This window comes from Arthrobacter sp. RAF14, from assembly GCF_052114185.1.
Classification (GTDB): domain Bacteria; phylum Actinomycetota; class Actinomycetes; order Actinomycetales; family Micrococcaceae; genus Arthrobacter_E.
Genome location: NZ_JBFREG010000001.1, coordinates 1,260,680 through 1,285,969 on the forward strand (window position 1 = coordinate 1,260,680; position 25,290 = coordinate 1,285,969).

Sequence of the window (25,290 nt, forward strand, 5' to 3'; positions counted from 1 at the left end):
GTATTTCTGACAAGAGGATTGGTGAAGCTCCGGTGAATGACCCTCGCGGGCTGGATGCCCTGGATGCCCGCATCCTTCTCGCGCTGGACGAGGAGCCCGGGGCTTCGGTCCTGCGACTCGCGCAGCTGGTGGGCGTCTCGCGGAACACCGTGCATGCCCGGCTCCAGCGGATGAACCGGCAGGAGCTGCTGCTCGGGTTCACGCAGAGGGTGCCGCCGTCCGCCTTGGGGTATGGGCTGGTGGCGTTCGTCTCCCTGGAGATCGCCCAGGCGGACAGCGCGGAAGCCGTGCGCAGCGTCCAGGAGATCCCGGAGGTGGTGGAGATCCACAAGACCACCGGTGACGCGGACTTCCTGGTCAAAGTGGTGGCGCGGGACACTTCGGACCTGAACCGTGTCACGCAGTCCCTGGTCGGCGTGTCCGGGGTGGTCAGGTCCAGCACCGCCGTCTCACTGGAGGAGACCATGCCGTACCGCACCCGGGCCTTGCTGGAGCGCCGCGCGTCGGACGGCTGAGCAGGGTCCCGCGGTTCAGGAAACAGCGAAGGGCCGGAGCGGGACACCCCGCTCCGGCCCTTCGCATGGCTCAGATCGTCCGAACGGCTCAGGCCGTGACGGCGAGGGCGTCGATCTCCACGAGCATGACCTCATGCGGCAGGTCCACGAACACCGTGGTGCGGCTGGGAAGCTGACCACTCGGGACGTTCTCCTGGATGAACTCGCCGTAGACGTCGTTCATGGCGGAGAAGTCGTCGCGGGTGGTCAGGTAGACGCGGAACATCACCACGTCCTCCACGGAGGAGCCGCCCGCTTCCAGGATGGCCTTGACGTTCTCCAGGGTGCGGCGGGTCTGGACGCGGACGTCGCCGTCGCCGATGTACTGGTTGGTGGCGGGGTCCATGGGGCCCTGGCCGGAGACCTGGAACAGGCCGCCCTTCTTCACACCCTGGGAGAAGGTGTGGGCCGGCGCCGGGGCGTTCTCCGTGAAGACGATTTCCTTGGGGCTCATGCTGATGGTTCCTTTCGGTGGGGATCAATAAGTGAGGGTCGAGGTGAATTTCGTCAGGGACCGGTGTAGCCGAGTTCCGCAGACACGGCTCCGGTGCATTCCTGGAGTGCGGGGAGCAGACCGAGGAGACCGTCCCGGTCGAGCATGACGGTCGGCACGGAACAGGAGACCGCGGCCACCACCCGGCCGCTCGCATCCCGGATGGGCGCGGCGACGCAGTGCACGAACTCCTCGAACTCCTCGGCGTCGAGTGCCCAGCCCTGTCCCGCCACCCGGTCCAGTTCCCGCAGGAACGACGCCGGATCGGTGATGGTGTTCTCGGTGTACCGGCGGTACTCCAGGCTGTCGGCCAGCTTCTTCCGCTGTTCCAGTGGCAGATCCGCGAAGATCACTTTGGAGACCGCTGCGGCGTGGAGCGCCGCCGTCAGGCCGATCCGGGAGTACATGCGCACCGGGTGACGGGACTCGAGCTTGTCGATGTAGACGATGTCCCGGCCCTCCGGGGCGGCCAGGTGCACGGTGTGACCTGTGGCCTCGTTGAGGCGTGCCAGGTATGGATGCGCCGAGCTGCGGATGTCCCGCTGTTCGAGCGCCAGGCTGGACAGCTCGAACAGCCGCGACCCGAGCCGGTACTTCTGCTGGGCGTCCCGGACCACGAACTTCCGGTCCTCCAGGCTGTGCAGCAGACGCATCACCGTGGTCTTGTGAACCTCCGCCGTGGAGGCCAGTTCGTCCAGGGTTGCGGGTCCCGCCGCCAGCGCCGACAGGAGATCCAGGGCCCTCAGGAGACTCTGACTCATGACTGTGCCACCAGGAAACGGCCCTGCGTCACCGAGGCGGCCGCCCATTCGCTGTCGGGGCAGCGGAGGATGCGGTCCAGGTCCTCATCGGCGGGGAGAGGCCCGCGGTCGCCGTGGACCGTGAGCGTGCACGCGGCGGCCACATGGCCGCGGCGCAGGCTGAGGGGCTGCTCCAGTCCGGACACCACGCCGCTCAGATAGCCGGCGGCGAAGGAGTCTCCGGCTCCCACCGGCTCCACCACCTCGACGCGGAGGGCGGGCACCTCCCAGCGCTCGCCGTCGCGCCCCAGGGCGATGGCGCTGATGGCCTCGTTCTTGAGCACCAGCACGGCGGGATCGGGGAGCAGGGCGCGCAGTTCCTGTTCGTCCTGGGTGCCGAAGGCGAGGAGGGCCTCGTCGTTGCCCATCAGGACGATGTCCGCCAGATCGGCCAGCCGGAGGAGTGCGGAGGAGTCCCGGCCTTCCCACAGCGCCGGGCGCCAGTTGACGTCGAAACTGATCAGCTGTCTCTCCCGCGGCCGGGACAGCAGGGCCAGGAGAAGGTCCTGGCAGGAGTCGCTCAGGGCGGCCGTGATGCCACTGAGGTGGATCAGATCCGCGTCGGCGAGCAGGGCTGCGACGGCCGGGGCCTCCAGCAGCGCGGGATCCATGGCCGAGGCCGCGGAACCGCTGCGGTAGTAGAGCATGGCCGATCCCTCGCCGGCGTCTCCGGGGACCTTGACGTAGAGCCCGGTGCGGCGGTCGGGGTCGAGCTGGACGCCGTCGGTCCGGACGTGATGCCGTTCGAGTTCGCGCAGGATGCGCCGTCCGAAGCCGTCGTCGCCGACGCGGCTGATCCAGGCCGTCTCCAGGCCCATGGCGGCCAGGCCGAGCGCCACATTCGACTCGGCGCCACCCACTCCGAGGTGCAGGGTGTTCGTGGTCTCCAGGCTCCCGTTGCCGCCCGGGGTCAGCATGGCCATGGTCTCTCCCAGGCAGATGGCTCGTGGCATCTCGGCTCCTTTGCGACGGTCTGCAGACACGATTCCGGCCGCATCCGTTGACGCGGCACCAGAGCAATGCTAAACATGAATCCAGAAGTTTTGCAATGCGGATTGCAAAATACGCAACGCTTGATCGTCCGGGTTTCTCACGGCAGGTGAGCGCCAGGATACCGACCACGAGGACGAGGTGGAAGAGTGAGTCAGACCATGTACGACCCGGCCCGGGTCCAGAGCCTGGGGGAGGAGATCCTCGACTTCCGGCACAAGGCCGTGCCGGCGGCCCTGCAGGGTCTGGACATCTCGGAATTCTCCGGCCGCGGACTGGGCCTGAACCAGCTCCAGACACCGCTCCTCACCCTGGACCGCGATGCCCTCGACTTCAACGCACGGCTGCTGGCCGCGTGGTGCGAGGAGCGCGGCATCCTGCTTGCGCCGCACGGGAAGACCACCATGTCGCCGGAGCTGTGGGCACGGCAGATGGACCTCGGCGCCTGGGGCATCACCCTCGCCAACGCCGCTCAGCTCCGGGTGGCGCGCCACTTCGGCTTCACCCGGCTCATGCTGGCCAACAGCCTGACCGACCCCCAGGCCATCCGCTGGGCCGCGGACCAGGCCGCGGACGGATCCCGGATCGTCTCCTGGGTCGACTCCGTGGACACCGTCGCGCTCCTGGACCGGGAACTGACGGGCCACGGCACGCTGGACGTCATCGTGGAGCGCGGCGGCCACGGTGGCCGGACGGGCGCCCGCACCCACCAGGAGGCGCTGGCCATCGCCCGTGCGGTCCACGATTCCCCTCAGCTGAGACTGGTGGGCGTGGGCGGCTACGAAGGCGCACTGGCCCACACCGCGGACGACGCCGGCCTGGCCGCCGTGCGCGGCTACCTCGCCGACGTCGTCGCGCTCCACGAGGCGCTGCTCGCCGAGGGGCTCTACGACGCGGACGAACTGATCGCCACCGCCGGCGGCAGCGCCTACTTCGACGACGTGGTGGACGTGCTCGGCCCGGTCCGCACCAGTGGCGGTGATGGCGCGCCCCACGTGGACGTCGTGATCCGCAGCGGCGCGTACATCGTTCACGACGACGGTTTCTACCGCGGCATCTCGCCCTTCTCCCGCCAGGATCCGGACGGCCCGCAGTCGTTCCGCTCCGCCATGCACGGCTGGGTCCGCGTCGTGTCGCAACCGGAGCCGGGCCTGGCCATCCTGGAGGGCGGCAAGCGGGATCTGCCCTTCGACGAGGGCCTGCCCGTGCCTCAGGTGCTGAGCGCGGGGCTCGGCGAGGAAGGGGTTCCCCTGGCGGGCGCCGAGATCACGGCCGTCAACGATCAGCACGCCTTCCTCCGTTTCCCCGAGGACCTGGACATCAGGCCCGGTCAGGTGATCCGTCTGGGCCTCTCGCACCCCTGCACGGCACTGGACAAATGGACCCTCATCCCGGTGCTGGACTCCACTCGCGACACCTCCTCACCCACCGTGGTGGGCGCGGTGCGGACCTTCTTCTAGGAGCGGCCATGTCATCGGCACACAGCACAGGCATCCTCTTCACCGGCGTCACCCTGGTGGACGGCACAGGTGAGCCCCGCCGTCCCGCGGACGTCCTGGTGCGCGGCGAGGAGATCGCACGGATCGCCGGGCCCGGGGAACTCCGGGAGCACGTGGAGTCCACCTGCGAGGTCATTGACGGCTCGGGGCTGGTTCTCAGTCCCGGGTTCATCGACATGCACGCCCACTCGGACCTTCAGCTCCTGGTCACCCCGGACCACTACGCGAAACTCAGCCAGGGTGTCACCACCGAACTCCTCGGCCAGGACGGGCTCTCCTACGCCCCGGTGGACGATCCCACCCTCGCCGGGGTGCGTCAGAAGATCGCGGGCTGGAACGACAACCCGGACGACTTCGCCTGGGACTGGCGTTCAGTGCGTGAATACCTGGACCGTCTGGACCGGCCGGACGCCGACGGCGGGCGCATCGCGACCAATGCCGCCTACCTGGTGCCCCAGGGCACCGTCCGGGCACTCGTCATGGGGTTCGACGACGGTGTCGCATCCCCGGACGACCTGGACCGCATGCGGCAGGTCGTGAAGACCGCGATGGAGGAGGGCGCCGTCGGGATGTCCTCCGGTCTGACCTACACGCCCGGCATGTATGCCACCACCGAGGAACTCGGTGCCCTGTGCCGCACGGTGGGGGAGCTGGGCGGCTTCTACGCCCCGCACCACCGGTCCTACGGCAAGGGCGCCCTCGGCGCGTATGCCGAGATGATCGGCCTCAGCCGTGACACCGGATGCGCGCTGCACCTGTCCCACGCCACCATGAACTTCGCGGAGAACAAGGGCCGCGCCGGTGAACTGCTGGCACTGATCGACCAGGCGCTGGAAGACGGGGTGGACATCACCCTGGACACCTACCCGTACCTCCCCGGAGCCACCACGCTGTCCGCGATCCTCCCGAGCTGGGCGTCCGCCGGTGGCACGGACGCCACCCTGGACCGCCTGCGTGATCCGGTGACCCGGGCGCGGATCCGGGAGGACGTCGAAGTCAACGGTTCAGACGGCTGCCACGGTGTGGTGGCCGAATGGGACACCCTGGAGATCAGCGGGGTGCAGAACCAGGACCTGGCCGGCTACGTCGGCCGGACCATCGAGGCGATCGCCACCGAGGAGGGCCGCGAACCCTTCGACGTCTTCGCAGGGATCCTGCTGGACGACCGCTGCGGCACCGGCATCCTCCAGCACGTGGGGCACGAGGAGAACGTCCGCGCCATCATGGTGCACCGCACGCACACGGGTGGCAGCGACGGGCTCCTGGTGGGCGGCAAGCCGCACCCGCGCGCCTGGGGCACCTTCCCGCGGTACCTCGGCCACTACTGCCGGGAACTCGGACTGCTCAGCCTGGAGGAGACGGTCCACCACTTGAGCGGGCGGCCCGCGGCCCGGCTGAAGCTGAACCGCCGGGGCCTGGTCCGCGAGGGCTACGCCGCGGACCTGGTCCTCTTCGACCCGGAGACCGTCCGGGACACCGCCACCTTCGAGCAGCCGCGTCAGGCCGCCGAGGGCATCCACTACGTCTTCGTCAACGGCACGGCGGCCATCGCCGGCGGCCGGCCCACCGGGGCCCGCGCGGGACGCGCACTCCGCCGAACCCCGGAAGGAACAGCAGCACAGCGATGAACAACTCGGAGCTCGAACGGATTCTTGCGGAGGACCGCACCCTCGCCGTCGTCCGCGCCAAGACCATTCCGGACGCCGCGCGCCTCGCCGGGGCACTGGCCCAGGGTGGCATCCGCACCCTGGAACTCACCTTCACCACCCCGGACGTCACCCGGCACCTCCGCCGCGCGGCCGAGACGGCCGGTGACCATGGCGCCGTCGTCGGCGTGGGCACCGTGATGACCGCCGACCAGGCGCGCCAGGCCATCGACGCCGGTGCGCAGTTCCTGGTCACGCCGGGTCTGCGCCCCGAGGTGGCCGCCGTGGCCCGTGAAGCCGGGGTGCCCATCAGCCTGGGCGCCATGACGCCCACCGAGGTGGCCGCCGCTCTGGACCTCGGCTCCTCGATCGTGAAGATCTTCCCGGCCCGTCAGCTCGGCCCGCAGTACCTCAAGGATCTGCAGGGCCCGTTCCCGGGGATCAAGCTCCTGCCCTCCGGCGGGGTGGATGCCGGAAACGCCCGCGGCTACCTCGACGCCGGCGCGCTGGCCGTCTGCTGCGGGACCTCCGTGGTTCCGCCGGCCGCCGTCGACGCCGGGAACTGGGACGACATCACCGCCCGCGCCCGGGACTTCGTCCGAGCCCTCTGACCATCTGACCGTCTGACCACCTGACCCGGATATCCGGATCACCCGACCCCCCAATAGATCATCCGCGCCCCGGCCCCCCGAGGCGAGAAAGCTCAAAGGAGAGAACATGGATGGATTCCTGTCGTGGCTGCGTCACGACACAGGAGGACTGCTCCTGCTGGCAGGTGTGGGCATCGCCCTCCTGCTCTTCCTCATCATCAAGGTGAAGGTGGAACCCTTCATCGCCCTCGTGGGCACCGGTGTGCTCGTCGCCCTGGTGGGCGGCGTGACCGTCGAGCAATTGGTGGGTTCGCCCATCAAGAGCAGTGACGCCCTCATTGAAAAGGGCTTCGCGGGAATCCTCGGTCACATCACCCTGATCATCGGCCTGGGCACCGTCCTGGGCGCCATCCTGGAACGCTCCGGCGGCGCGGAGGTGCTGCTCGGACGCCTGGTGAAGGTGTTCGGCGAGAAGGGCACCCCGCTCGCCATGGGCATCACGGGCTTCGTGCTCGGCATCCCCGTGTTCTTCGACATCGGCATCTTCGTGCTGGCGCCGCTGGTCTATGTGGCCGCCGTCCGCGGCGGCAAGTCCCTGGCGCTTTACGCCCTGCCCCTTCTGGCCGGTCTGTCCGTGACGCACGCGTTCCTGCCGCCCCATCCGGGCCCGGTGGCGGCCGCGGGCCTCTTCCACGTGGAACTCGGCTGGATCATCATCATGGGCCTCGCCTGTGGCATCCCCGCCTGGTTCGTGGGCGGCATGCTGTGGGGCACCTGGATCGGCAAGCGCGTCATGGTCACCGTGCCGGAGGACCGGATCGTCCCGGAGGCCGAGGAGGCCAAGGGGCGTGAGCCGCACATCGGCATCGTCGCCCTGACCATCGGCCTGCCCATGATCCTGATCCTGGGCGCCACCTTCGGCAACGTGTTCCTCCCCGCGGGCGGCTTCCGCGACGTGCTGATCTTCTTCGGCAACCCGGCCATCGCGCTCACGGTCGCCGTGCTGCTGGCCATGTGGCTCCTGGGCATCCGCAACGGGATGACGTCCAAGGACCTCTCCGAACTCAGCTCCTCCTCGCTGCGCCCCGTGGGCATGATCCTGCTGGTCGTCGGTTCGGGCGCGTTCTTCGGCGCCGTGCTCGCCGCCACCGGCGTGGGCAAGGCCGTCGCCACCTCGCTGTCCGAGGCGGGTCTGCCGCTCATCGTGTCCGCCTACGTGATCGCCTGTGGCATGCGCATCGCCCAGGGCTCCGCGACCGTGGCGATCGTGACCACGGGCGGCATCCTCGCCCCGGCGCTGACCTCCGGACAGTACTCGCAGCCGCAGCTCGCCCTCCTGGTCATGGCCATCTCGTCCGGCTCCATCATCGCGAGCCACGTCAACGACGGCGGCTTCTGGATCATCTCCAAGTACTTCAACATGTCCGTCAAGGACACGCTGAAGACCTGGACCGTGCTGGAGACCGTGCTCTCGGTGGTCGGCTTCGGCATGGCGAGCCTGCTCTGGGCGTTCGTCTGAGTCTCTGACGGGAGCCTCCTCGAAGGATCCGTCCGACGACGGCGGCGGAAGGGCCGGTCACCTGCTGGTGACCGGCCCTTCGTGCTGCCCTGCCCGGGCCGGCGGGATCAGCCGGCCTGAGTCAGGTCGCCGGAATCAGGTGGGCCGGAATCAGACCACCGGAGCCGGCTCGTACCAGCCGGCCTGGAGATTGGAGACCCCGGGTTCCCGGCGCTCCAGGCCCGGCTGCGCCGCCCACTTCACGCCGTTGGCCAGGACCTTGCGGACCTCGGCGTGGTGGTACACCGGGTACTCCTGGTCGCCCGGGCTGAAGTAGAAGATCCGGCCCTTGCCCCGGGTGAAGGTGACGCCGGAGCGGAACACCTCGCCTCCGGCGAAGGAACTGATGAACACCAGATCGTCGGGATCGGGGATGTCGAACAGCTCGCCGTACATCTCCTGCTCCGGGATGATGATCGGATTGGCCACGCCCTCGGAGATGGGATGGGACGGTTTCACGTTCCACACCAGTTCCCGTTCGCCGTCGTTGCGCCAGGCCAGCGAGCAGCTGGTGCCCAGGAGCTTGATGAAGATCTTGGAGAAGTGACCGGAGTGCAGGACCAGCAGGCCCATGCCGCCCAGCACGTGGCGGTGCACCCGCTCCACGACGGCGTCGTCCACCTCGCCGTGGGCCATGTGGCCCCACCACAGGAGCACATCGGTGGAAGCGAGGACCTCCTCCGTCAGCCCGTGCTCCGGGGTGGACGCCAGGGTGGCCGTGGAGATCTCCGCTCCGGGGAGGAGTTCCCGCAGGCCGTCGGCGATGGCCCCGTGCATGCCGTCGGGGTAGATCTCGCCGATGTGGGCGGGTTCATTGAGCGATTCGTGGACGCCTTCGTTCCACACCAGGATGCGCAGTGCACGGGTCATCAGAGCTGAACCTCCCGGTTCTCGCGGGCGGAAAGATAGGCGGCGTCGATGATGCGGGCGCGGCCCAGGGCCACGGAGCCGTCGTGCAGTCCCCAGACCTCGGGGCCGGAGCGGACCGCGGACACGAAGTCCTCCACCACCTGCTGGTGCATGCCGTTGGGGCCGATTGCGGGTTCGTAATCGGCGCTCTCCTCACCGGTGTCCTTGTAGACGGTCAGATGCCCTGCTTCCGGCATCGGCTCGCCGGAGACCCTTAGCTCAGCGCCGCCGTCGGTGCCGTAGACCAGGAAGTTGATCTCGTCGTCGGGGTTGCGGTAGCTCGCCCAGCCGGCTTCGATCAGCAGCGCGCCGCCGCCCTCCAGGCGCAGGAACGCCGAGGAGAAGTCCTCCACTTCAAAGCGGTGTTCGGTGGAGGTCGCCTGGTAGGTGCCGCTGCCGCCCAGGCCGCGGTGTCCCAGCTCGGAATGCGTGGTGGCGCTGACGGAGAGCACCTTCGGCTCGCCGAGCAGGTGCAGCGAGTAGTCCAGCACGTGCACGCCGATGTCCACCAGCGGTCCTCCGCCGGCCAGAGCCGGGTTGGTGAACCAGCTGCCCAGGGTGGGGATGCCCTTGCGGCGGAGCCAGGCCGCCTTGGCGTAGTACGGACGGCCGATCTCACCGGAGTCGATCACGGTCTTGAGTGCCCCGATGTCGCCGCGGCGGCGGTGGTTGAAAGCCACGTCCAGGACGCGCCCGGCGCGACGGGCCGCGTCCACCATGGCCTGGCCCTCCTTGGCGTCCTTGGCGAGAGGCTTCTCGCTCAGGACGTGGATCCCGCGGTCCAGGGCGGCCACGGTGATGGGCGCATGCAGGAAGGTGGGCACGGCGACGCTGATGGCGTCGAGGCCGCCCGCGTCCAGCATGTCCTCCCAGCGGGCGTACGTCGCGGGGACGTCGTACTCCTCCTTGAGCTTCGCCAGCGGCTCGGCCTCCATGGCGGCGAGGGCCACCACGCGGACGCCGGGGATCCGGGAGTACGCCTCCAGGTGCTGCTGGCCGGCCCAGCCGATGCCGACGACGCCGACCCTCAGCTGCTGCTCGGCGTCGGGCCGGATGGGTTCCTGAGTCACAGGTGGTTCCTTTCGGGGAGGTGAGGGAAAGCTCACGGAATGTGAGGGACTTTTGCACAATAAAAGTCATAAGTAGCGCGCAAGAAGCCATGAGCAGATTTTCATGTGCCGCCCGACGCGTCAAGGGGTTTCGCGACGGTGTCACCGGAAATCCCGCGTTGGAGACCCACAGCCGGAAGGGCGGCGCGTGGCGTCCGTCCGGAGGCTCAGCTCCGGGCGATCGCGGCCTCGATGGATTCCGGGGACAGGAGGTGCTCGATCACCAGGCGGCTGGCGCCGAGGATGCCCGCGTCGGCTCCGGCGCGTGACGGTTCGATCCGCAGGTGCCGGGTGGCGAGCGGCTGGGAGCGGCGGTACACGGCTTCCCGCGCGCCGGCCATCAGGGGGTCGCCCGCCTGCGCCAGCGTGCCACCCACCACGATCACGGACGGGTTCAGGACGTTGACGCAGAATGCGAGGACTTCGCCCAGGTCTCGGCCTGCCTGGCGGAGCGCGTGGATCGCGGCCACCTCGCCGCGTGCGGCCAGGGCGACCACGTCCGAGCCGCGCTCGGCCTCCAGGCCCTGGGCGCGCAGCTTTCCCGCCAGGGCAGGCCCGGAGGCCACCGCCTCGAGGCAGCCCGTGTTGCCGCAGCGGCAGGGGACGTCCTCGCCGTCGGGCACTCGGACGTGGCCGATGTCCCCGCTGGTGCCGTCGGCGCCGCGCTGGAGCCGGCCCCCGGCGATGATGCCGGACCCCACGCCCGTGGCCAGCTTGACGAAGAGGAACTCCCGGTGGCTGCTCCAGTGCGTGTGCTGTTCGCCGAGGGCCGTGATGTTCACGTCGTTGTCCACGAGCACCGGAACCTGCCACTCCTGCGCCAGGCGGGCGGGCACGTCGAATCCGTCCCAGCCGGGCATGATCGGCGGATTCACGGGCCGGCCGGTTTCGTGCTCCACCGGGCCGGGGAGGCCGATGCCGATCCCGGCGAGTTCCTCCTCGTCCCGGCCGAGATCCTGGATGAGCTCCCGCCCCGTGGCGGCGATCCACGCCAGGACCGACTCCGGCCCGTCCGCGATGTCCCGGGGCTGGGAGCAGCGCGCCAGGATCGTGCCGCCCAGATCGGCGATGGCGAGTGTGGCGTGCGCGCCGCCGATGTCCGCGGCCAGGACGATCCGGCGTGAGGCGCGGAACGCGAAGCGCGACGGCGGCCTGCCGCCCGAGGAGGCGGCCTCGCCCGCCGCCTCGATCAGTCCGGCTCCCAGCAGCGCGTCCAGGCGGGACACCACGGTGGTGCGGGCCAGTCCCGTGAGCTCCATGATCTCCGCGCGCGTCCGGGCCTTGCCGTCCCGGAGCAGCTGGAAGAGCTGGCCGGGACCGCTCGGGGCGGTGGGGTCCACGGTGCCGGGTGCGGCGGGGGAGCTACTGGTCATGCATAAGACTTAGCACAGGACGGAGCCGTCGGGGTCTCTTTTTCTGGACAGAAGAATACTTTTGCTTGACTTCCGTCATAAGTGACCCCTAGCGTGGGGCGTAGCCTGGGCCGAGGATGACCCACGTCACAGGATGTCCATCAGCAGTCAGAAGGGGTACCCCACTCATGTCCTACTCCGTGCAGCTCTACAGCGTCCGCGAAGCGCTCAGCCAGGATCTTCCGGGGACCCTCCGGCGGCTCGCCGAGCTGGGGTTCACCCAGGTGGAACCCTACGATTTCGCCGCGCTGGCATCACAGCTCGGACCGGCGCTGCGGGAGAACGGCCTCACGGCGCCCACCGGCCATGCACCTCTGCTGTCTGCGGACCAGGACCAGATCTTCACCGCGGCCCGTGAACTCGGCATCGGCACGGTCATCGACCCGTTCATCGAACCCGCCCAGTGGCAGGACGCCGGGAGCGTGCGGGACATCGCCGAGCGTCTGAACGCTGCGGCGAAGAAGGGCGCGGAATACGGGATCCGCGTGGGCTATCACAACCACTACTGGGAGATCGGCTCCACGCTGGAGGGCGCCACGGCCCTTGAATTCTTCGCGGGCCTGCTCGATCCCGAGGTGGTCCTGGAAGTGGACGCGTACTGGGTGGCCGCGGGTGGCCAGGACCCCGCCGCATTCCTCCGGAGGATCGGCGAGCGCGTGATCGCCGTCCACCTGAAGGACGGCCCCATCACCGTCCTCCCTGGTGACGGATTCGACCCCGAGCAGATGGCCGGGATCACCGCCACGCAGCTCCCCGCGGGACAGGGCGACGTGGACATCTGGGACGTGATCGACGCTGCGAGCGGCCTGGAAGTGGGTGTCGTGGAGTTCGACGACTACGCGGGGGACATCTTCGAAGGCCTCGCCGCTTCGCTGGCCTATCTCGGCGCCGGGCGTCCGGAGAACGCGGACCACGCCGGAGCCGGCGCATGAGCGGCGGCCCGGTCGGCGTCGCACTCATCGGCGCCGGGAACATCAGCAAGCAGTACCTGGACAACCTCACCACCTTCCCCGACGTGCGGGTGGTCGCCATCACGGATCTCTTCCCGGACGCCGCCAGGGCGAGGGCCGAGGAGTACGGGATCACGGAGCACGGCACGCCGGACCTGGCCCTGAACCACCCGGACGTGGAGATCATCGTCAATCTGACGATCCCCGCGGTCCATGCCGAGGTGGCCCTGCAGGCCATCGGCGCGGGCAAGCATGTGTGGAGCGAGAAGCCGCTCGCCCTGGACCGGGACAGCGGACGCGAAGTGCTGGAGGCGGCGGCCGCCGCGGGCGTGCGGGTCGGCTGTGCACCGGACACCTTCCTGGGCGCGGGGCTCCAGACCGCGCGGCGGCTCATCGAACGCGGGGACATCGGCACTCCGCTGACGGCGCAGACCGTCATGCAGTATCCCGGTCCCGATCTCTGGCACCCCAATCCCGCCTTCCTCTTCCAGCGCGGAGCCGGCCCCCTCTTCGACATGGGGCCGTATTACGTGACGGCCCTGGTTCAGGCCTTCGGCAGCGCCCGGCGCGTGGCGGCCATGGGATCGGCGGCACTGAGCCGCCGGACGGTCGCTACGGGTCCGCTGGCCGGCGAGACCTTCGACGTCGAGGTCCCCACCCATGTCAGCGCACAGATCGAGTTCGACGGCGGCGCCTCCTCGCAAAGTGTCTTCAGCTTCCAGTCCCCGCATGTCCGCACGGGCTACGTGGAGGTGACCGGCAGCGAGGCGACCCTGCTGATCCCGGACCCCAACAACTTCGACGGCGAGCTGAAGCTGATCCGTCCCGGCGAGGACGACTGGACCGTGATCCCGGCGAGCGGCGCGTCCCACGGACGCGGCATGGGCGTGCTGGACCTGGCGCGTTCGCTCCGGGCCGGAGTTCCGCACCGGGCCACGGGTGAGCTGGCCTTCCACGTCCTGGACACCATGATCGCCATCTCCGATTCCGTGGAGCGCGGCGAGTTCCTGGCGGTCGAGAGCTCCGCGGAGCCTTCCGCGCCGCTGCCCGAGGACTGGGACCCGCTGGCAGCCACCCTGGTGGGGACCGTATGAGCGCGGATTCCCGGCCGCTCGGCGTCGCGGCCATCGGCTACGCCTTCATGGGCAAGGCGCATTCGCAGGCGTGGCGGAACGTGGCTTCGTTCTTCGACGTTCCCGCGTTCGAACGCAAGGTCCTGGTGGGCCGGGACGGCGCCCAGGTGGCGGAGGCCGCAGAACGGTTCGGCTGGCAGGAGTCGGCCACCGACTGGCGCGAGGTGATCGCCCGGCCGGACATCGACGTCGTGGACATCTGCACACCGGGCTGGACCCATGCGGAGATCGCCATCGCCGCGCTGGAGGCCGGCAAGCACGTCCTGGTCGAGAAGCCGCTCTCCAACACCCTGGAGGAGTCGCAGGCCATGGTGGAGGCGGCGGCGCGTGCCGCGGAGCGCGGCGTGAAGTCCATGATCGGTTTCAACTACCGCCGCGTCCCGGCTCTCGCGTATGCACGAGAGCTGATCGGCGGCGGAAGGCTGGGGGATATCCGGCAGGTGCGGGCGTCGTACCTTCAGGACTGGCTGGCGGACGATCAGGCGCCCATGTCCTGGAGGCTGCGCCGCGAGACGGCCGGCAGCGGGGCGCTCGGCGACATCGCCAGCCACGCGATCGATCAGGTCCAGTTCCTGACCGGCCATCCGGTGACCGGTGTCTCGGCCCGGCTGGAGACGTTCGTGCCCCGGCGTCCCGGACCCGACGGCGTGGAGGACGTCACCGTGGACGACGCGGCCTGGCTGACCCTCGCGCTCGACGGCGGCGCGGTCGCCTCCGTGGAGGCGTCCCGGATGGCGTTCGGCCGGAAGAACGCGCTGCGGATCGAGGTCTACGGCAGCGCGGGCGCGCTGGCCTTCGACCTGGAACGCCCCAACGAACTGCAGTTCCTCGACGGCGCGGATCCCGTGGAGGAGCAGGGCTTCCGCACCATCCTCGTGACCGAACCGGAGCACCCCTACGTGGGCGCCTGGTGGCCGCAGGGCCACGTGATCGGCTGGGAGCACACCTTCACCCACCAGGTGCGGGACTTCCTGCTCGCCATCCGGGACGGTGGCGAACCGTCGCCGTCGTTCGCCGAGGGCCTGCAGGTCCAGTCCGTCCTGGACGCCGCCGCCCGGTCCGCCGAGGCGCGCGGCGCCGTCGTCGATCTTGATCCCGCATCCCGAACCGCCCAGGAGGCCTGAGCATGGCACGACCTTTCACCCTCTTCACCGGACAATGGGCCGACCTGACCCTGGACGAGGTGGCCGGCCTGGCCGCCGGCTGGGGCTACGACGGCCTGGAGATCGCCGTGTCCGGCGAGCACCTCGACGCCGCCCGCTGGGACGATGACGAGTACATCGCCGAGCGGCTCGGCATCCTGGAGAAGCACGGCCTGAAACTGTGGGCCATCTCCAACCACCTCAAGGGTCAGGCGGTCTGCGACGACCCGATCGACTTCCGGCACCAGGCGATCGTGGGCAGCGCGGTGTGGGGCGACGGCGACCCCGAAGGCGTGCGGCAGCGCGCCGCGGAGGAGCTGAAGAACACCGCGAGGCTGGCGAAGAAGCTCGGTGTGAAGACCGTGGTGGGTTTCACCGGATCGAAGATCTGGCAGTACGTGGCGATGTTCCCGCCGGTCCCGGCCGAGGTCATCGACGCCGGCTACCAGGATTTCGCGGACCGCTGGAACCCGATCCTCGACGTGTTCGACGAGTGCGGCGTGCGGTTCGCCCATGAGGTCCACCCGAGCGAGATCGCGTACGACTACTGGTCCACACAGCGCGCGCTCGAGGCGATCGGGCACCGTGAGGCCTTCGGGCTGAACTGGGACCCGTCCCACATGATGTGGCAGGGCATCGACCCCGTCTCCTTCATCACCGACTTCGCGGACCGCATCTACCACGTGGACTGCAAGGACACCCGGATGCGGATGGGCAATGGCCGGGCCGGGATCCTGTCCTCGCATCTGGCCTGGGGTGATCCGCACCGCGGCTGGGACTTCGTCTCGGCGGGCCGTGGCGACGTGCCGTGGGAGGACTCCTTCCGCGCCCTGACGGCCATCGGCTACGACGGCCCCATCTCCGTCGAATGGGAGGATGCCGGCATGGACCGGCTCCAGGGGGCTCCGGAGGCGCTGGCCGCCCTGAAGCGCTTCGATTTCGAGCCCAGCTCGCAGTCCTTCGACGCGGCGTTCAGCAACCAGAACTGACGGCGCTCACCTCCCGTCCACCGCGAGGGAGCAGCTGATGCCCGGATACGGCGTGTATCCGGGCATCAGCTGCTCTCTCGTGTGGTCGCGCGGTTGCGTGGTTACGCGGCGGGTGAGGGGAGTGGTTCGGGTTCCGCGTCGTCGAGCCCCGCCTTGTCCATGTCCTCCGCCAGCGCCGCGTACACCTGAGGCCGCTTGCGCTTCAGGTACGGCCCGAGGATCAGCCCGACGATGACGGCCACCACCAGCAGGAGCGGTAGAAGCCGCACGGCCAGAGCGTCCGAGCCGGCCACGATGTCGAAGTTGATGATCGCCAGGACCACGATCGTTCCCAGACCCAGCATGGCGATGAGCGGAGCCACGAGTGTGCGGCCGATCCGCGGGTCCCGCTGCCTTCGGAAGTGGACGATGATCGCGAGGGCCGCGAGCACCTGGAGCACCATGATGCACAGCGTGCCGAAACCGATCATGCTCGGCACCAGTGAGGTGATCGGGTCGAGGCCGGCGAGCGCGAACGCCCCCGCCACGACGACGGCGAACACCGCCTGCACCACGCACGCCACCACCGGGGACCCTCCCGCGTTGGTCCGGGCCAGGGCGTAAGGGAACACCCGGGCGCGGCCCAGCGCGTAGAGATAGCGGGCCGCCGAATTGTGGAAGGCCAGCATCGCCGCGAAGAGGCTCACGAGCAGGAGGACCATCATGACCTTCACGAGCGGATCGCCGAGGTACTGGCCGGCCAGGCTGAAGAGCAGATCGCCGGATTCGAGGTGCTCCTGCGAGGCGCTCTGAGCCTGTGCGACGCCCGTGGCGCTCACCACGGCCCAGCTGGTCAGGGCGAAGACCACGCCGATGATGCTCACGGCGATGTAGGTGGCGCGGGGTACCGTGCGGGAGGGATTCTTGGCCTCCTCGCCGAAGAGGCTGGTGGCTTCGAAGCCGAGGAACGCCGTCGCCGCGAGCAGGAGGCCGATGGGCAGCGAACCGGAGAAGATCGCATCCGGGGAGAAGGCCTCCACGCTGAAGCCGGTGCGGACCAGGACGGAGACATCGAACACCACGAGCACCAGGGTCTCCAGCACCAGGGCGATGCCGAGCACCGCGGAGCTGATGTCGATGCCGCGGCGGGCCAGCAGGAAGGACGCCACGATGGACAGCAGACCCCACACGTACCAGTGCACGTCGAGGCCGGTGAGTTGGGCGATGATCGTCTGCATGAAGAAGCCGCTGGTCCCGATGGTGCCGACCACGAAAAAGTTGTAGCCGAGGGTCGCGATGAGTCCCGCCACGAGACCGCCGGTCCGCCCGAGGCCGTTGAGCACGAAGGCGTAGAAGCCTCCGGCGTTGACCAGGACGCGGGACATCTGGGCGTAGCCGACCGCGAAGATCAGGAAGAGGGCGGCGATCACGAGGAACGCGAAGGGTGTTCCTCCGCCGTTGCCGAGGGCGATCGCGAGCGAGGCCACCACCACCGTGCCGGTGAGCGGGGCGACGGCGGCGAGCACGAGGAACACGACACCGGGTGTGCCGAGGGTTCCTCGTCTGAGACCGGAGCCCGGGCCTGTCGATGCCGGGCTTGTTGACGCTGACCCTGTTGATGCTGAGAGTTTTTCCACGCTGTGTCTCCTTGACGGTGAGGCGGATGCGAGGGGATGGGGGCGAGCGGCCGGTCAGAGGCCGGCGTCGGCGAAAGCGATCGTGGGCACGTCCACCACGTGCGCGCCACCGTCGGCCACGAGCACGGCGCCGGTGATGTATGAGGAGGCGGAGGAGCCGAGGAACAGCGCGATCGAGGCGATCTCCTCGGGTTCTGCGGGACGGCCGAGGGGGACGTTGCGGGTCACGGTCCGGTACGCGTCCTCCCGGGAGGCGATGCCCGCCTGTGCCGCGAAATCGTCCATCTCGGCGTCGGCCATGGGGGTCCGCACCCAGCCGGGGCAGATGGCGTTGACCCTCACGCCGTGCGGACCGTAGTCGCGGGCGAGGCTGCGGGTCAGGCCGATCAGGGCGTGCTTTCCGGTGGTGTAGCCGACCACCGAGGGGCCGGCGAAGAGCCCGGCGAGGGAGGACATCACCACGATCCGGCCCGAGCTGCGGATGAGTTCAGGGAGGCAGGCGCGGGCCGTGACGAAGGCGGTGCTCAGATTGGCGCGCAGGGCGGCGTCCCAGGCGGCGTCGTCGGTGTCGAGGGCGGAGGAGAAGCCGTGGCCTCCCGCGTTCGCGACCAGGACGTCCAGCCGTCCGTGCCGACGGACGATCTCGGCGACGCCGTCCTGCGCGGACTCCGCGTCGGAGGCGTCCAGAACGAGCGCCGTGCCGTTGACCTCAGCGGCGATCGCCTGCAAAGGCTCCGCCCTGCGGCCCGCCACGATCACGGTCGCGCCCGCCGCTGCGAAGGCTCGGGCGATCGCGGCGCCGATGCCGGTGCCTCCGCCCGTGATCAGGACGACCTGCGACGAGGCCCCGGGTTCGGTGTTCGTTTCAGGAGCAGCGGTCATGGTGTCCTCCAAAGCATGGTGTCCTCCAAAAAAGTCAGGTGGGAAAGGCCACGTCAGGCCGGGAAGGCGCTGCGGGCGCTGTAGGCGAAGTCGCTGAGCAGAGAGGTCCCGTTGACGGGACTCGACCGCGGAGACAGGAGGAACAGCACCTGCTGCGCCACCTGCTCGGGGCTCTGCACCGGGAACCCGGCGTCCGCGAAGCCGCCGGGTTTCTCCAGATCGGTCCGGCTCATGGGGGTGTCCACCACGGAGGGGCAGAGGGAATTGACCCGGATGCCATGCCCGGCCCACTCGACCGCCACTGCTCGCCCCAGCTGCACCAGCCCGGCCTTGGACGCACAGTAGGGGGCCATGCCGGGCGCCGCCACGACGGCCGAATCACTCGCCAGGAGCACGACGGCGGGCTGCCGCCCCTCGCGTAGCAGTGGGAGGGCGTGCTTGAGCACCAGGAACGGGGCCAGGAGGTTGACGTCGAGCACCATCCGCCACTCCCGCAGATCCGTGTCTTCCAGGGGCGTGCCGATGGGGCCGGAGACTCCGGCGCACGAGACCAGGAGATCCAGCGAGCCGAAACGTTCGTCCAGGGAAGCGAACGCCGCCTCGACCGCGTTCTCGTCGCAGAGATCGAGGCACAGCGGCACGAAACGGGCAGCGGGAGCGGGATCGCCGTCGTCGGACGCCGGAAGGCGCGACCCGTCGGATGACAGCGGCAGTGTGGCGAACTCCCGAGCGGCGCGGTCCAGGGCAGCCAGGTCGCGGTCCAGCCCGGCCACCGGGCAGCCCTCGGCCAGGAGCGCAGCGCACACCGCGCGGCCGATGCCGCTCGCCGCGCCGGTCACCACTGCGAACCGGCCGCTCAGCCCGGTGTTCACGCGCATGCCGCCGACGAGGAGTCCGCGGAGAGGTCAGTGATCGAGTTCATGGCTCTCATCCTGAACTCTTCTCGCGGTGGTGGCGTCAGGGCCTGCGCTGAACGGCTACTGCCATGCCCGCCCGGGCAAGTGGACGTGAGGCTCTTCACCCCTGGGCAAGTGCAGGGCGCGGACACCCATGGGAATGCGCGGGCCACGGGAGCAGACTGAAGGCAGGCCCGGCAGCCCGCCGGGCGTGGACACGCTGTTTTCAGCACGGCAGTTTCGAAGGAGCATCATGACGGAACACGGCACGATTCCGGGCGCCTCGCTCTCCGACACCTCGACCTGGCTTCCCCTGGACGGTCTCGCCCCGGGGTTCGACGCCAACAAGGCCCCGCATGACGCCGGGCTGGCCGGCCAGGTGATCGTGGTGACCGACGAGCGCGGGACGAGCGTCACCCATGAGTTCACCGACAGCGAGGTGTCCTGGGATTACCAGCCCGGCCCGGGGGACTCCTTGGAAGCTCATCAGGGCAAGGACGCCTACGAGGCCTTCCTCGTGGACGACGGCCTCTACTTCGTCCAGTTCCACCACCGCTTCCGTCCGGATCAGGCCGTGTCGCTGGTGCTGGATCTGCGCGATGGGCGCGCGCTGAGCGTGCTCAGCACCATCCTGGACGAGGACCGTCCGGCTGGTGCCACCCGCGTGCGGCACGACTTCGGCCCCGCGGTGATCGCGGGCGCCGAGGTGAGCGGCGCGGCGCCCGCCCCGACGTCGTCCCTGATCGGCCGCCGTGTCGTGTGGGACTACAGCCCCGAGCACGCCTACGAGCACATCTACCTCTCCGAGCAGTGGTACACCTGGCAGTGCCTGGCCGGACCCGAGAAGGGCCTGGCTGACACGGACGAGAACTCCGTCTGGGAGGTGCGGCCCGGCATCTACGTCTTCGCATGGCGGGAGAAGGTCATCCCCTGCGCCTCGGTGACGATCGCCGACCACCGGGACGCCTCCGCCATCCGCTCACACGGCGTGCTCTTCGGCCTTGACGAGACCGGTGAGGTCCCCACCCACTTCACCTTCGGCGCCCACGGCCGCCTGGTGTCCATGACGGTCCACCCGGAGAACCTCGAATTCGTCTGAGCGGCATGTGAAGGCCCCCGGGAGGATCCCTCCCGGGGGCTTTCACGTGGTCGGGATGATCCGGCGCCGGGTATCAGCTTCGGATGACCTGGCTCGCGGCGACGGCCTTGAGACCCTCGACGCCGAACTCCAGGCCGTAGCCGGACTGCTTCACCCCGCCGAAGGGCACCATCGGGTGCAGGCCGCCGTGGCCGTTGACCCAGACCGTGCCGGCCTGGAGCCTCGTCGCCAGCCCCAGCGCACGCTCCCGGTCGGAGGACCACACGGATGCCCCGAGTCCCACGGACGCGGCGTTCGCCATCGCGATGGCGTCCTCGACGTCGTCGAAGCGGATCACCGGGAGCGCGGGGCCGAACTGTTCCTCCTGGACCAGATCGGCGTCGTCGGCGATGTCGGTGACGATCGTGATGGGAAAGAACGTCCCGCCCAGGGGAGTCCCGCCGGTGGCGAGGGTCGCCCCGGAGGCCTTCGCGGATTCGACCAGCCGCTGGACGATCCGGAACTGCGCCTCGTTCTGCACCGGGCCGAGCAGATTGCCCTCCTCCAGCCCGGGGCCCATCGGCGTGCGTGCGGCGACGGCGGCCAGCTCGCGGACCACCGCGTCGTGGACGGAGGAGTGGACGTAGAGCCGCTTGAGGGCCGCGCAGGTCTGTCCGGTGTTGATGAAGGCGCCCCAGAAGAGGTCCTCCGCGATGGCGGCCGGATCCACGTCGTCCAGGACGATCCCGGCGTCGTTCCCGCCGAGCTCCAGGGTCAGGCGCTTGATGGTGTCCGCCGAGCTGCGGATGATCGAGCTGCCGGTCTTGGTGGAACCAGTGAACATGACCTTGCTGATGGCGGGGTGTTCCGCGAGGGCGGCGCTGACCTCACGGTCGCCGCTGATCACTTCCAGAACGCCCGCGGGAAGCACGGAGTTCACCACGTGCACGAGCGCCAGGACACTCAGCGGCGTGTACTCGGACGGCTTGACGATCACCGCATTGCCCATGCGCAGCGCCGGGGCGAACTGCCAGACCGCGATCATGAGGGGCCAGTTCCACGGACCGATCGCCGCGACGAGCCCGAGCGCGCGATAGTGCAGCTCCGCCCGGCCGCTCTCGTCGTCCACCAGAACCTGCGGGTCCAGCACCGTGTCCGCCGCAGCACGCAGCCAGGCGGAACAGGCGCCCACCTCGAAGCGGGCGTTCGGACCGTCCAGCGGCTTGCCCTGTTCGCGGGACAGGAGGCGGGCCAGTGCTTCGCTGTGGGCTTCGACCGCGTCCGCGGCAGCGTGGAGCAGCCGGCTCCGCTCCTCGTGGCCGAGTGCGTCCCAGGCCGGCTGCGCCGCCGTCGCCCGGGCGATCGCGGCCCCGAGGTCCTCCACGCCCTCCACGGGCGCACGGCCGATGACCTCTCCTGTGGCGACGTCGCGGATCTCCCGACCGCCGTCACCGGCCTGAACGGCGTTCAGCAGTTCGTCGTACTGTTCCATGGTTCCTCCTCCTGATGGACGGTGCTTACTTCACGGTAGGTCCGGGGGACCTGCCGGTCATCGGCTCCCAGCGTGCGCGCCTTGTCCGGCAGCGCATGATCACCGGACGGATGACGACGACGGCGGCCGGGCCGCCGCCGTCGTCGCGCGCCATGCTCAGTGGCAGGTGCAGGCCTGCTCTCCACCGCAGCATCCGGCGCCGGCGCTCTTCGCACCGTCCGCGAGATCGAGGGCGGGGTTCCGGTCCAGGAAACCGTGCGGCTTGAGGCTGAAGCCCGAGTAGTCCACGGGCATGATCGGCCAGTCCTCGGTGCGCGGGACGTGGGTGGGGCCGAAGACGTGCCAGAGGATCAGACGTTCGTCCTCCAGGGGGCGGTCGGCCGCCGTCCAGGCCGGGAGACCCGCTCCGCCGGGGTTGGCGTTCGGGAAGTCGCCCGCCGGGAAGCGCTCATCGCTCCGGAGCGGCGTCGCCCACAGGTGTTCCGTGGCGAAGGTCGCGCGCTGGAAGACCGTCGACTCCGGCTGGGCCATGAGGACAGGCCCCGTGTGCGGGTGGAGCCGGTACGCGGTGGGACGGCCCACGGCGTTCGTGGCGGAGCCGCTCCGGACCTCCCAGACGCGCCCCACCGAGGGGTCCGCCTTCCGCCGTGCGGCGGACTCCGTGGGAAGGAGTCGTTCGTCCCACGTGAAGGCGTTGCCGTAGGGGTTGGACGGGCCGGTGGGGACGCCCCGCACCTCGACCTCGTAGAGCGAGTTCTCCGGGCTGTCCACAGCAGTCTCCAGGCGGGCGCAGAAGAGGTGCTGATGCACCGGGGCGAAGACACCCGGGGCCACCTCGGGGGCGTGCGGGTTCTCGGCGCCAGGATGTCCGGCACCGGCGAAGACGATTCCGGTGGCCTTCGCCTCCAGCTGGACCGTCCCGTCGAGGTACAGGTACCAGAAGAAGCCGTAGTCGTAGTTGCCGATGGTGGAGAAGTAGGAGATGACCAGGCGCCGGGAGCGGCGGACCTCCGTGTTGCCCTCGGTGTCCGTGTGCTTCCAGAGGATCCCGTAGTCCTCCTCGTGCATGCAGACCGCGTGCGGGATCTTCACGGGATGCCCGTGATCGTCCGCCACGAACTGATCGAAGTAGTGGATCACCCCGAGACAGTCGCAGCCGAGGGTGAGCGCATTGGCGTTCTTCCCCAGGAGGTACTCGCCGGCGTCGAAATAGCTGATCCAGTAGCGCCCGACCGCCGTGTCACCGTAGGGGACCACCATTTCGGGGACGCTGGCCCGGCGCAGGACGCTTCGCTCCCGCTGCCCATCCCGGAAATCCAGGGCGTTGAGGACCAGCCCCTCCCGGGCATTGAATCCCACCCGGAAGGACCAGTTCTCCCACGTGACCTTCGAGCCCTCCACCCGGAAGCTCGGGCCCTCCGGCTGCGTGATCTCGATCGGTTTGAGGCTCTCGCGGGCCGGACCCCAGGCGGAGAGCGAGTAGTCGCCCGAAGCCTCAGGCACGGGCACGTCCCCTTCGTCGTCCACGCGGATGACGCGCTCGCGGGTGAGGTCGATGTGCACCACCAGTCCCTCGACAGGGTGAGCCCAGGGGCTGTCGCCCTCGTGGTCCCGGAGGAAGGTGAGGGACCGGATGACACGCGTGCCCCGTTCGTCCTCGCGGCCGAAGTGCCCCGGGGCCAGCGGGGCGCAGAAGGCGAGCTCCCGGCGGTCCCCGAGTCCGCGGCGTTCCATGGCGACCTGCCAGGACGGATCATCCTTCACGATCCGTTCGACCCGCTCGTACTCCTCGAAGAGGTACTGCGGCTGGCCCTCGGTGTCCGTGTCGATGGTGCGGACCGACTCCACGCTCCCGGGTTCGTCCGATCCCGGTTCGCCGAGGAGCACCACGGCGCGCGTGGCCTCGCCCGTGGCGACATCCAGGAGCACGATCTCGACGCGGCGCTCCAGGGGTGAGCCTGCCTGCCATGTGTCGAGCCACGCGGGATCGGGAGCCAGTGGCAGGAGCTGCGGCACGCGGACGGTGGACGCCAGGAGTCCGGCGCCCTCCAGAACCGCCCGGGTCTGTGCGATCTCCGCCGCCGTGAGCGGGTCCAGGGGATGCGCCACTTCGCGTGGCTCCGTGGTCCGTTCCCCGTGGGTGTGAAGAGTCGTGTCCGTGTGCCCGTGCGCCATCAAATGGTCCTTCCGCGATGCCGGGCGCCGGTCCGGCCGGCGCCCACTGTCCCTCCCACGCTAGGCGTTCCGGCCCGGTGGGGGAGGGAAGGCTTCAGGCATGGTCAAGGGCTGTGCTCTCCCGGCCAACACAGTGCTCTCCCGGCCGATGCCGCGGTGCACGAGGTCGGCGGCGCATCCGCCGTCGTCCGGCGGTCAGGCGGCGAAGCGCATCCGGAAGTCGCGCGGACTTTCGCCGAAGGTCGACTTGAAAGTGCGGCTGAAGTGGGCCGGGTCGGGGAAGCCCCACGACGCCGCGATGGACGCCACCGAGCGGTACACGAGGAAGGGGTCGGAGAGTTCGCGCTGGCAGCGGGCGAGGCGCTGCTGGCGGATCCAGGCGGACACCGTGACGCCCTGGGAGTGGAAGAGCCCGTGCAGATGCCGGGTGGAGATGTAGTGGGCCGCCGCGATGGCGCCCGGGGTCAGGTCCGGCGAGGCGAGGTTGCGCTCGATGTAGGCGTGGATGTCGGCCAGCAGCTTCTCCCGCGGGTCGACGACGGGACGCTGGGCCCCCAGCGATCCGGCGAACGCGGTGGCCAGGACGTCCAGACAGGAGTTGGCGATCCGTACGCCGAAGGGGCCCGACAGCTGGTCGAGACTCGTGGACACCTTGGCCAGCAGCGCGGCTGCGAGGCTGCCGAGCTGCCCTGGAGCGGCGAGATTGACGGCGGAGATCTGGTGGATCTGGGACTCGGGGAGCTCGAAGGTGGACTTCGGGAACATGGCCACGAGGACGCGGGTCTGCTCTTCGGAGATCACGGAGTACGGCCGGGAGGTGTCGTACACGGCGAGATCCCCGGGCTGGAGGAACACTTCGCGCGAGTCCTGGATCAGGAGGCTCGACCCCGCCAGCACGAGGCTGACCTTGTAGTAGTCCTCGCCGCCCTGCCGGATCAGTTCAGGGGTCCTTTCCACCTGATGACCGCCCGCCGTGAGCTCGGTCAGGTGGAAGTCCAGCGCGGAAGCGGAGCGGATGCTGCTGAAGAACACCCCGTGCTCCGGGCCGGAGACCTTCAAGGGGACGAAGGAGGAGGAGACACTCTCTCGGAAGGCTTCGAAGTCGTGGCTGCGCTGGAAGCTGACGGGCTGCCCAGAGGCGCCGTGTACGGGAGCATGCATCGTGATTCCCATCCGTTGATCAGAGGCGTCCATCGTGTGATGGAGGTCTCAGTTCGGTTGCCCAGGATTGTATATGATCTGGGGTGGTGATGAGAAGCCCTGCGGCTCGGTGGCGCCGAGTGTGAACGCCACGCCCTCCCCGCGAGGGAACAGTTGATGCCCCGAAACACGCCGTGTCGGGGCATCAACTGTTCCCTCGCGGGAGGGAGAAGGACG

At 69.5% G+C, this 25,290-nt stretch carries 22 protein-coding genes; 10 read left to right on the forward strand and 12 right to left on the reverse strand.

All coding sequences use genetic code 11. The features are described 5' to 3' along the window. Positions 1-32: 32 nt before the first annotated feature. The gene (locus AB4Y75_RS05950; RefSeq protein WP_441434926.1) at positions 33-515 is read left to right on the forward strand and encodes an Lrp/AsnC family transcriptional regulator; all 483 of its coding nucleotides are present in this window, start codon (positions 33-35) and stop codon (positions 513-515) included. A gap of 88 nt (positions 516-603) precedes the next feature. On the opposite strand, the gene AB4Y75_RS05955 is transcribed toward AB4Y75_RS05950, so the two are convergent. From AB4Y75_RS05955 to AB4Y75_RS05965, 3 genes are read right to left on the reverse strand one after another with little or no spacing between them, the layout of a single operon-like run. Then, on the reverse strand, positions 604-1,008 hold the full coding sequence (locus AB4Y75_RS05955; RefSeq protein WP_441434927.1) for a RidA family protein: 405 nt from the start codon (positions 1,006-1,008) through the stop codon (positions 604-606). A 53-nt stretch (positions 1,009-1,061) separates the two neighbouring features. After that, on the reverse strand, positions 1,062-1,808 hold the full coding sequence (locus AB4Y75_RS05960) for an IclR family transcriptional regulator (protein WP_441434928.1): 747 nt from the start codon (positions 1,806-1,808) through the stop codon (positions 1,062-1,064). After that, positions 1,805-2,800, reverse strand: coding sequence for a sugar kinase (locus AB4Y75_RS05965; RefSeq protein ID WP_441434929.1), 996 nt, complete (start codon positions 2,798-2,800; stop codon positions 1,805-1,807). The genes AB4Y75_RS05960 and AB4Y75_RS05965 overlap by 4 nt, the downstream gene beginning before the upstream one ends. A 186-nt stretch (positions 2,801-2,986) precedes the next feature. Between AB4Y75_RS05965 and AB4Y75_RS05970 the strand changes: the two genes are divergently transcribed. From AB4Y75_RS05970 to AB4Y75_RS05985, 4 genes are all read left to right on the forward strand, one after another. After that, on the forward strand, positions 2,987-4,297 hold the full coding sequence (locus AB4Y75_RS05970) for an alanine racemase (protein WP_441434930.1): 1,311 nt from the start codon (positions 2,987-2,989) through the stop codon (positions 4,295-4,297). 8 nt (positions 4,298-4,305) lie between these two features. Next, positions 4,306-5,964: an N-acyl-D-amino-acid deacylase family protein gene (locus AB4Y75_RS05975; protein ID WP_441434931.1), complete on the forward strand. Its 1,659-nt coding sequence runs from the start codon at positions 4,306-4,308 to the stop codon at positions 5,962-5,964. Then, positions 5,961-6,593, forward strand: a complete 633-nt coding sequence (locus tag AB4Y75_RS05980) for a bifunctional 4-hydroxy-2-oxoglutarate aldolase/2-dehydro-3-deoxy-phosphogluconate aldolase (RefSeq protein WP_441434932.1) — start codon at positions 5,961-5,963, stop codon at positions 6,591-6,593. The genes AB4Y75_RS05975 and AB4Y75_RS05980 overlap by 4 nt, the downstream gene beginning before the upstream one ends. Before the next feature lie 106 nt (positions 6,594-6,699). Further along, positions 6,700-8,091, forward strand: coding sequence for a GntP family permease (locus AB4Y75_RS05985; RefSeq protein WP_441434933.1), 1,392 nt, complete (start codon positions 6,700-6,702; stop codon positions 8,089-8,091). A gap of 150 nt (positions 8,092-8,241) precedes the next feature. On the opposite strand, the gene AB4Y75_RS05990 is transcribed toward AB4Y75_RS05985, so the two are convergent. The 3 genes from AB4Y75_RS05990 to AB4Y75_RS06000 all read right to left on the reverse strand — a co-directional run bounded on the left by AB4Y75_RS05990 (position 8,242) and on the right by AB4Y75_RS06000 (position 11,521). After that, positions 8,242-9,000: a ThuA domain-containing protein gene (locus AB4Y75_RS05990; protein WP_441434934.1), complete on the reverse strand. Its 759-nt coding sequence runs from the start codon at positions 8,998-9,000 to the stop codon at positions 8,242-8,244. Next, on the reverse strand, positions 9,000-10,109 hold the full coding sequence (locus AB4Y75_RS05995; RefSeq protein ID WP_441434935.1) for a Gfo/Idh/MocA family protein: 1,110 nt from the start codon (positions 10,107-10,109) through the stop codon (positions 9,000-9,002). The genes AB4Y75_RS05990 and AB4Y75_RS05995 overlap by 1 nt, the downstream gene beginning before the upstream one ends. 206 nt (positions 10,110-10,315) lie before the next feature. Further along, the gene (locus AB4Y75_RS06000; protein WP_441434936.1) at positions 10,316-11,521 is read right to left on the reverse strand and encodes an ROK family protein; all 1,206 of its coding nucleotides are present in this window, start codon (positions 11,519-11,521) and stop codon (positions 10,316-10,318) included. 167 nt (positions 11,522-11,688) lie between these two features. Between AB4Y75_RS06000 and AB4Y75_RS06005 the strand changes: the two genes are divergently transcribed. From AB4Y75_RS06005 to AB4Y75_RS06020, 4 genes are read left to right on the forward strand one after another with little or no spacing between them, the layout of a single operon-like run. Beyond that, positions 11,689-12,492 (forward strand): sugar phosphate isomerase/epimerase family protein, encoded by an 804-nt coding sequence (locus AB4Y75_RS06005; RefSeq protein ID WP_441434937.1) that lies wholly within the window; start codon positions 11,689-11,691, stop codon positions 12,490-12,492. Beyond that, positions 12,489-13,604, forward strand: a complete 1,116-nt coding sequence (locus AB4Y75_RS06010) for a Gfo/Idh/MocA family protein (RefSeq protein WP_441434938.1) — start codon at positions 12,489-12,491, stop codon at positions 13,602-13,604. The genes AB4Y75_RS06005 and AB4Y75_RS06010 overlap by 4 nt, the downstream gene beginning before the upstream one ends. Beyond that, positions 13,601-14,767, forward strand: coding sequence for a Gfo/Idh/MocA family protein (locus AB4Y75_RS06015; RefSeq protein ID WP_441434939.1), 1,167 nt, complete (start codon positions 13,601-13,603; stop codon positions 14,765-14,767). The genes AB4Y75_RS06010 and AB4Y75_RS06015 overlap by 4 nt, the downstream gene beginning before the upstream one ends. Before the next feature lie 2 nt (positions 14,768-14,769). Then, the gene (locus tag AB4Y75_RS06020) at positions 14,770-15,774 is read left to right on the forward strand and encodes a sugar phosphate isomerase/epimerase family protein (RefSeq protein WP_278266475.1); all 1,005 of its coding nucleotides are present in this window, start codon (positions 14,770-14,772) and stop codon (positions 15,772-15,774) included. 101 nt (positions 15,775-15,875) lie between these two features. Here the strand turns inward: AB4Y75_RS06020 and AB4Y75_RS06025 are convergent, their stop codons facing one another. The 3 genes from AB4Y75_RS06025 to AB4Y75_RS06035 are packed head-to-tail and all read right to left on the reverse strand — an operon-like array spanning position 15,876 to position 19,150. Then, entirely contained in the window at positions 15,876-17,390 is a 1,515-nt protein-coding gene (locus AB4Y75_RS06025; RefSeq protein ID WP_441434940.1) for an APC family permease, read from the reverse strand. Positions 17,391-17,444: 54 nt separating this feature from the next. Continuing rightward, complete coding sequence (locus tag AB4Y75_RS06030; RefSeq protein WP_441434941.1) at positions 17,445-18,272, reverse strand: SDR family NAD(P)-dependent oxidoreductase; 828 nt, start codon at positions 18,270-18,272, stop codon at positions 17,445-17,447. Between the two features lie 53 nt (positions 18,273-18,325). Beyond that, a complete protein-coding gene (locus AB4Y75_RS06035; RefSeq protein ID WP_441434942.1) occupies positions 18,326-19,150 on the reverse strand; it encodes an SDR family NAD(P)-dependent oxidoreductase in 825 nt (274 codons plus the stop codon). 271 nt (positions 19,151-19,421) lie between these two features. Here AB4Y75_RS06035 and AB4Y75_RS06040 point away from each other — a divergent pair, with 271 nt between their 5' ends. After that, positions 19,422-20,267, forward strand: a complete 846-nt coding sequence (locus AB4Y75_RS06040; RefSeq protein WP_441434943.1) for a molybdenum cofactor biosynthesis F family protein — start codon at positions 19,422-19,424, stop codon at positions 20,265-20,267. 73 nt (positions 20,268-20,340) lie between these two features. Here AB4Y75_RS06040 and AB4Y75_RS06045 read toward each other — a convergent pair whose 3' ends face one another. From AB4Y75_RS06045 to AB4Y75_RS06055, 3 genes are all read right to left on the reverse strand, one after another. Next, positions 20,341-21,738 carry an aldehyde dehydrogenase family protein gene (locus tag AB4Y75_RS06045; RefSeq protein ID WP_441434944.1) on the reverse strand — a complete coding sequence of 466 codons (1,398 nt, stop codon included), beginning with the start codon at positions 21,736-21,738 and terminating at the stop codon, positions 20,341-20,343. A gap of 156 nt (positions 21,739-21,894) precedes the next feature. Beyond that, the gene (locus AB4Y75_RS06050; protein WP_441434945.1) at positions 21,895-23,913 is read right to left on the reverse strand and encodes a primary-amine oxidase; all 2,019 of its coding nucleotides are present in this window, start codon (positions 23,911-23,913) and stop codon (positions 21,895-21,897) included. 195 nt (positions 23,914-24,108) lie between these two features. Continuing rightward, entirely contained in the window at positions 24,109-25,086 is a 978-nt protein-coding gene (locus AB4Y75_RS06055) for a helix-turn-helix domain-containing protein (RefSeq protein ID WP_441434946.1), read from the reverse strand. Positions 25,087-25,290 lie beyond the last annotated feature (204 nt).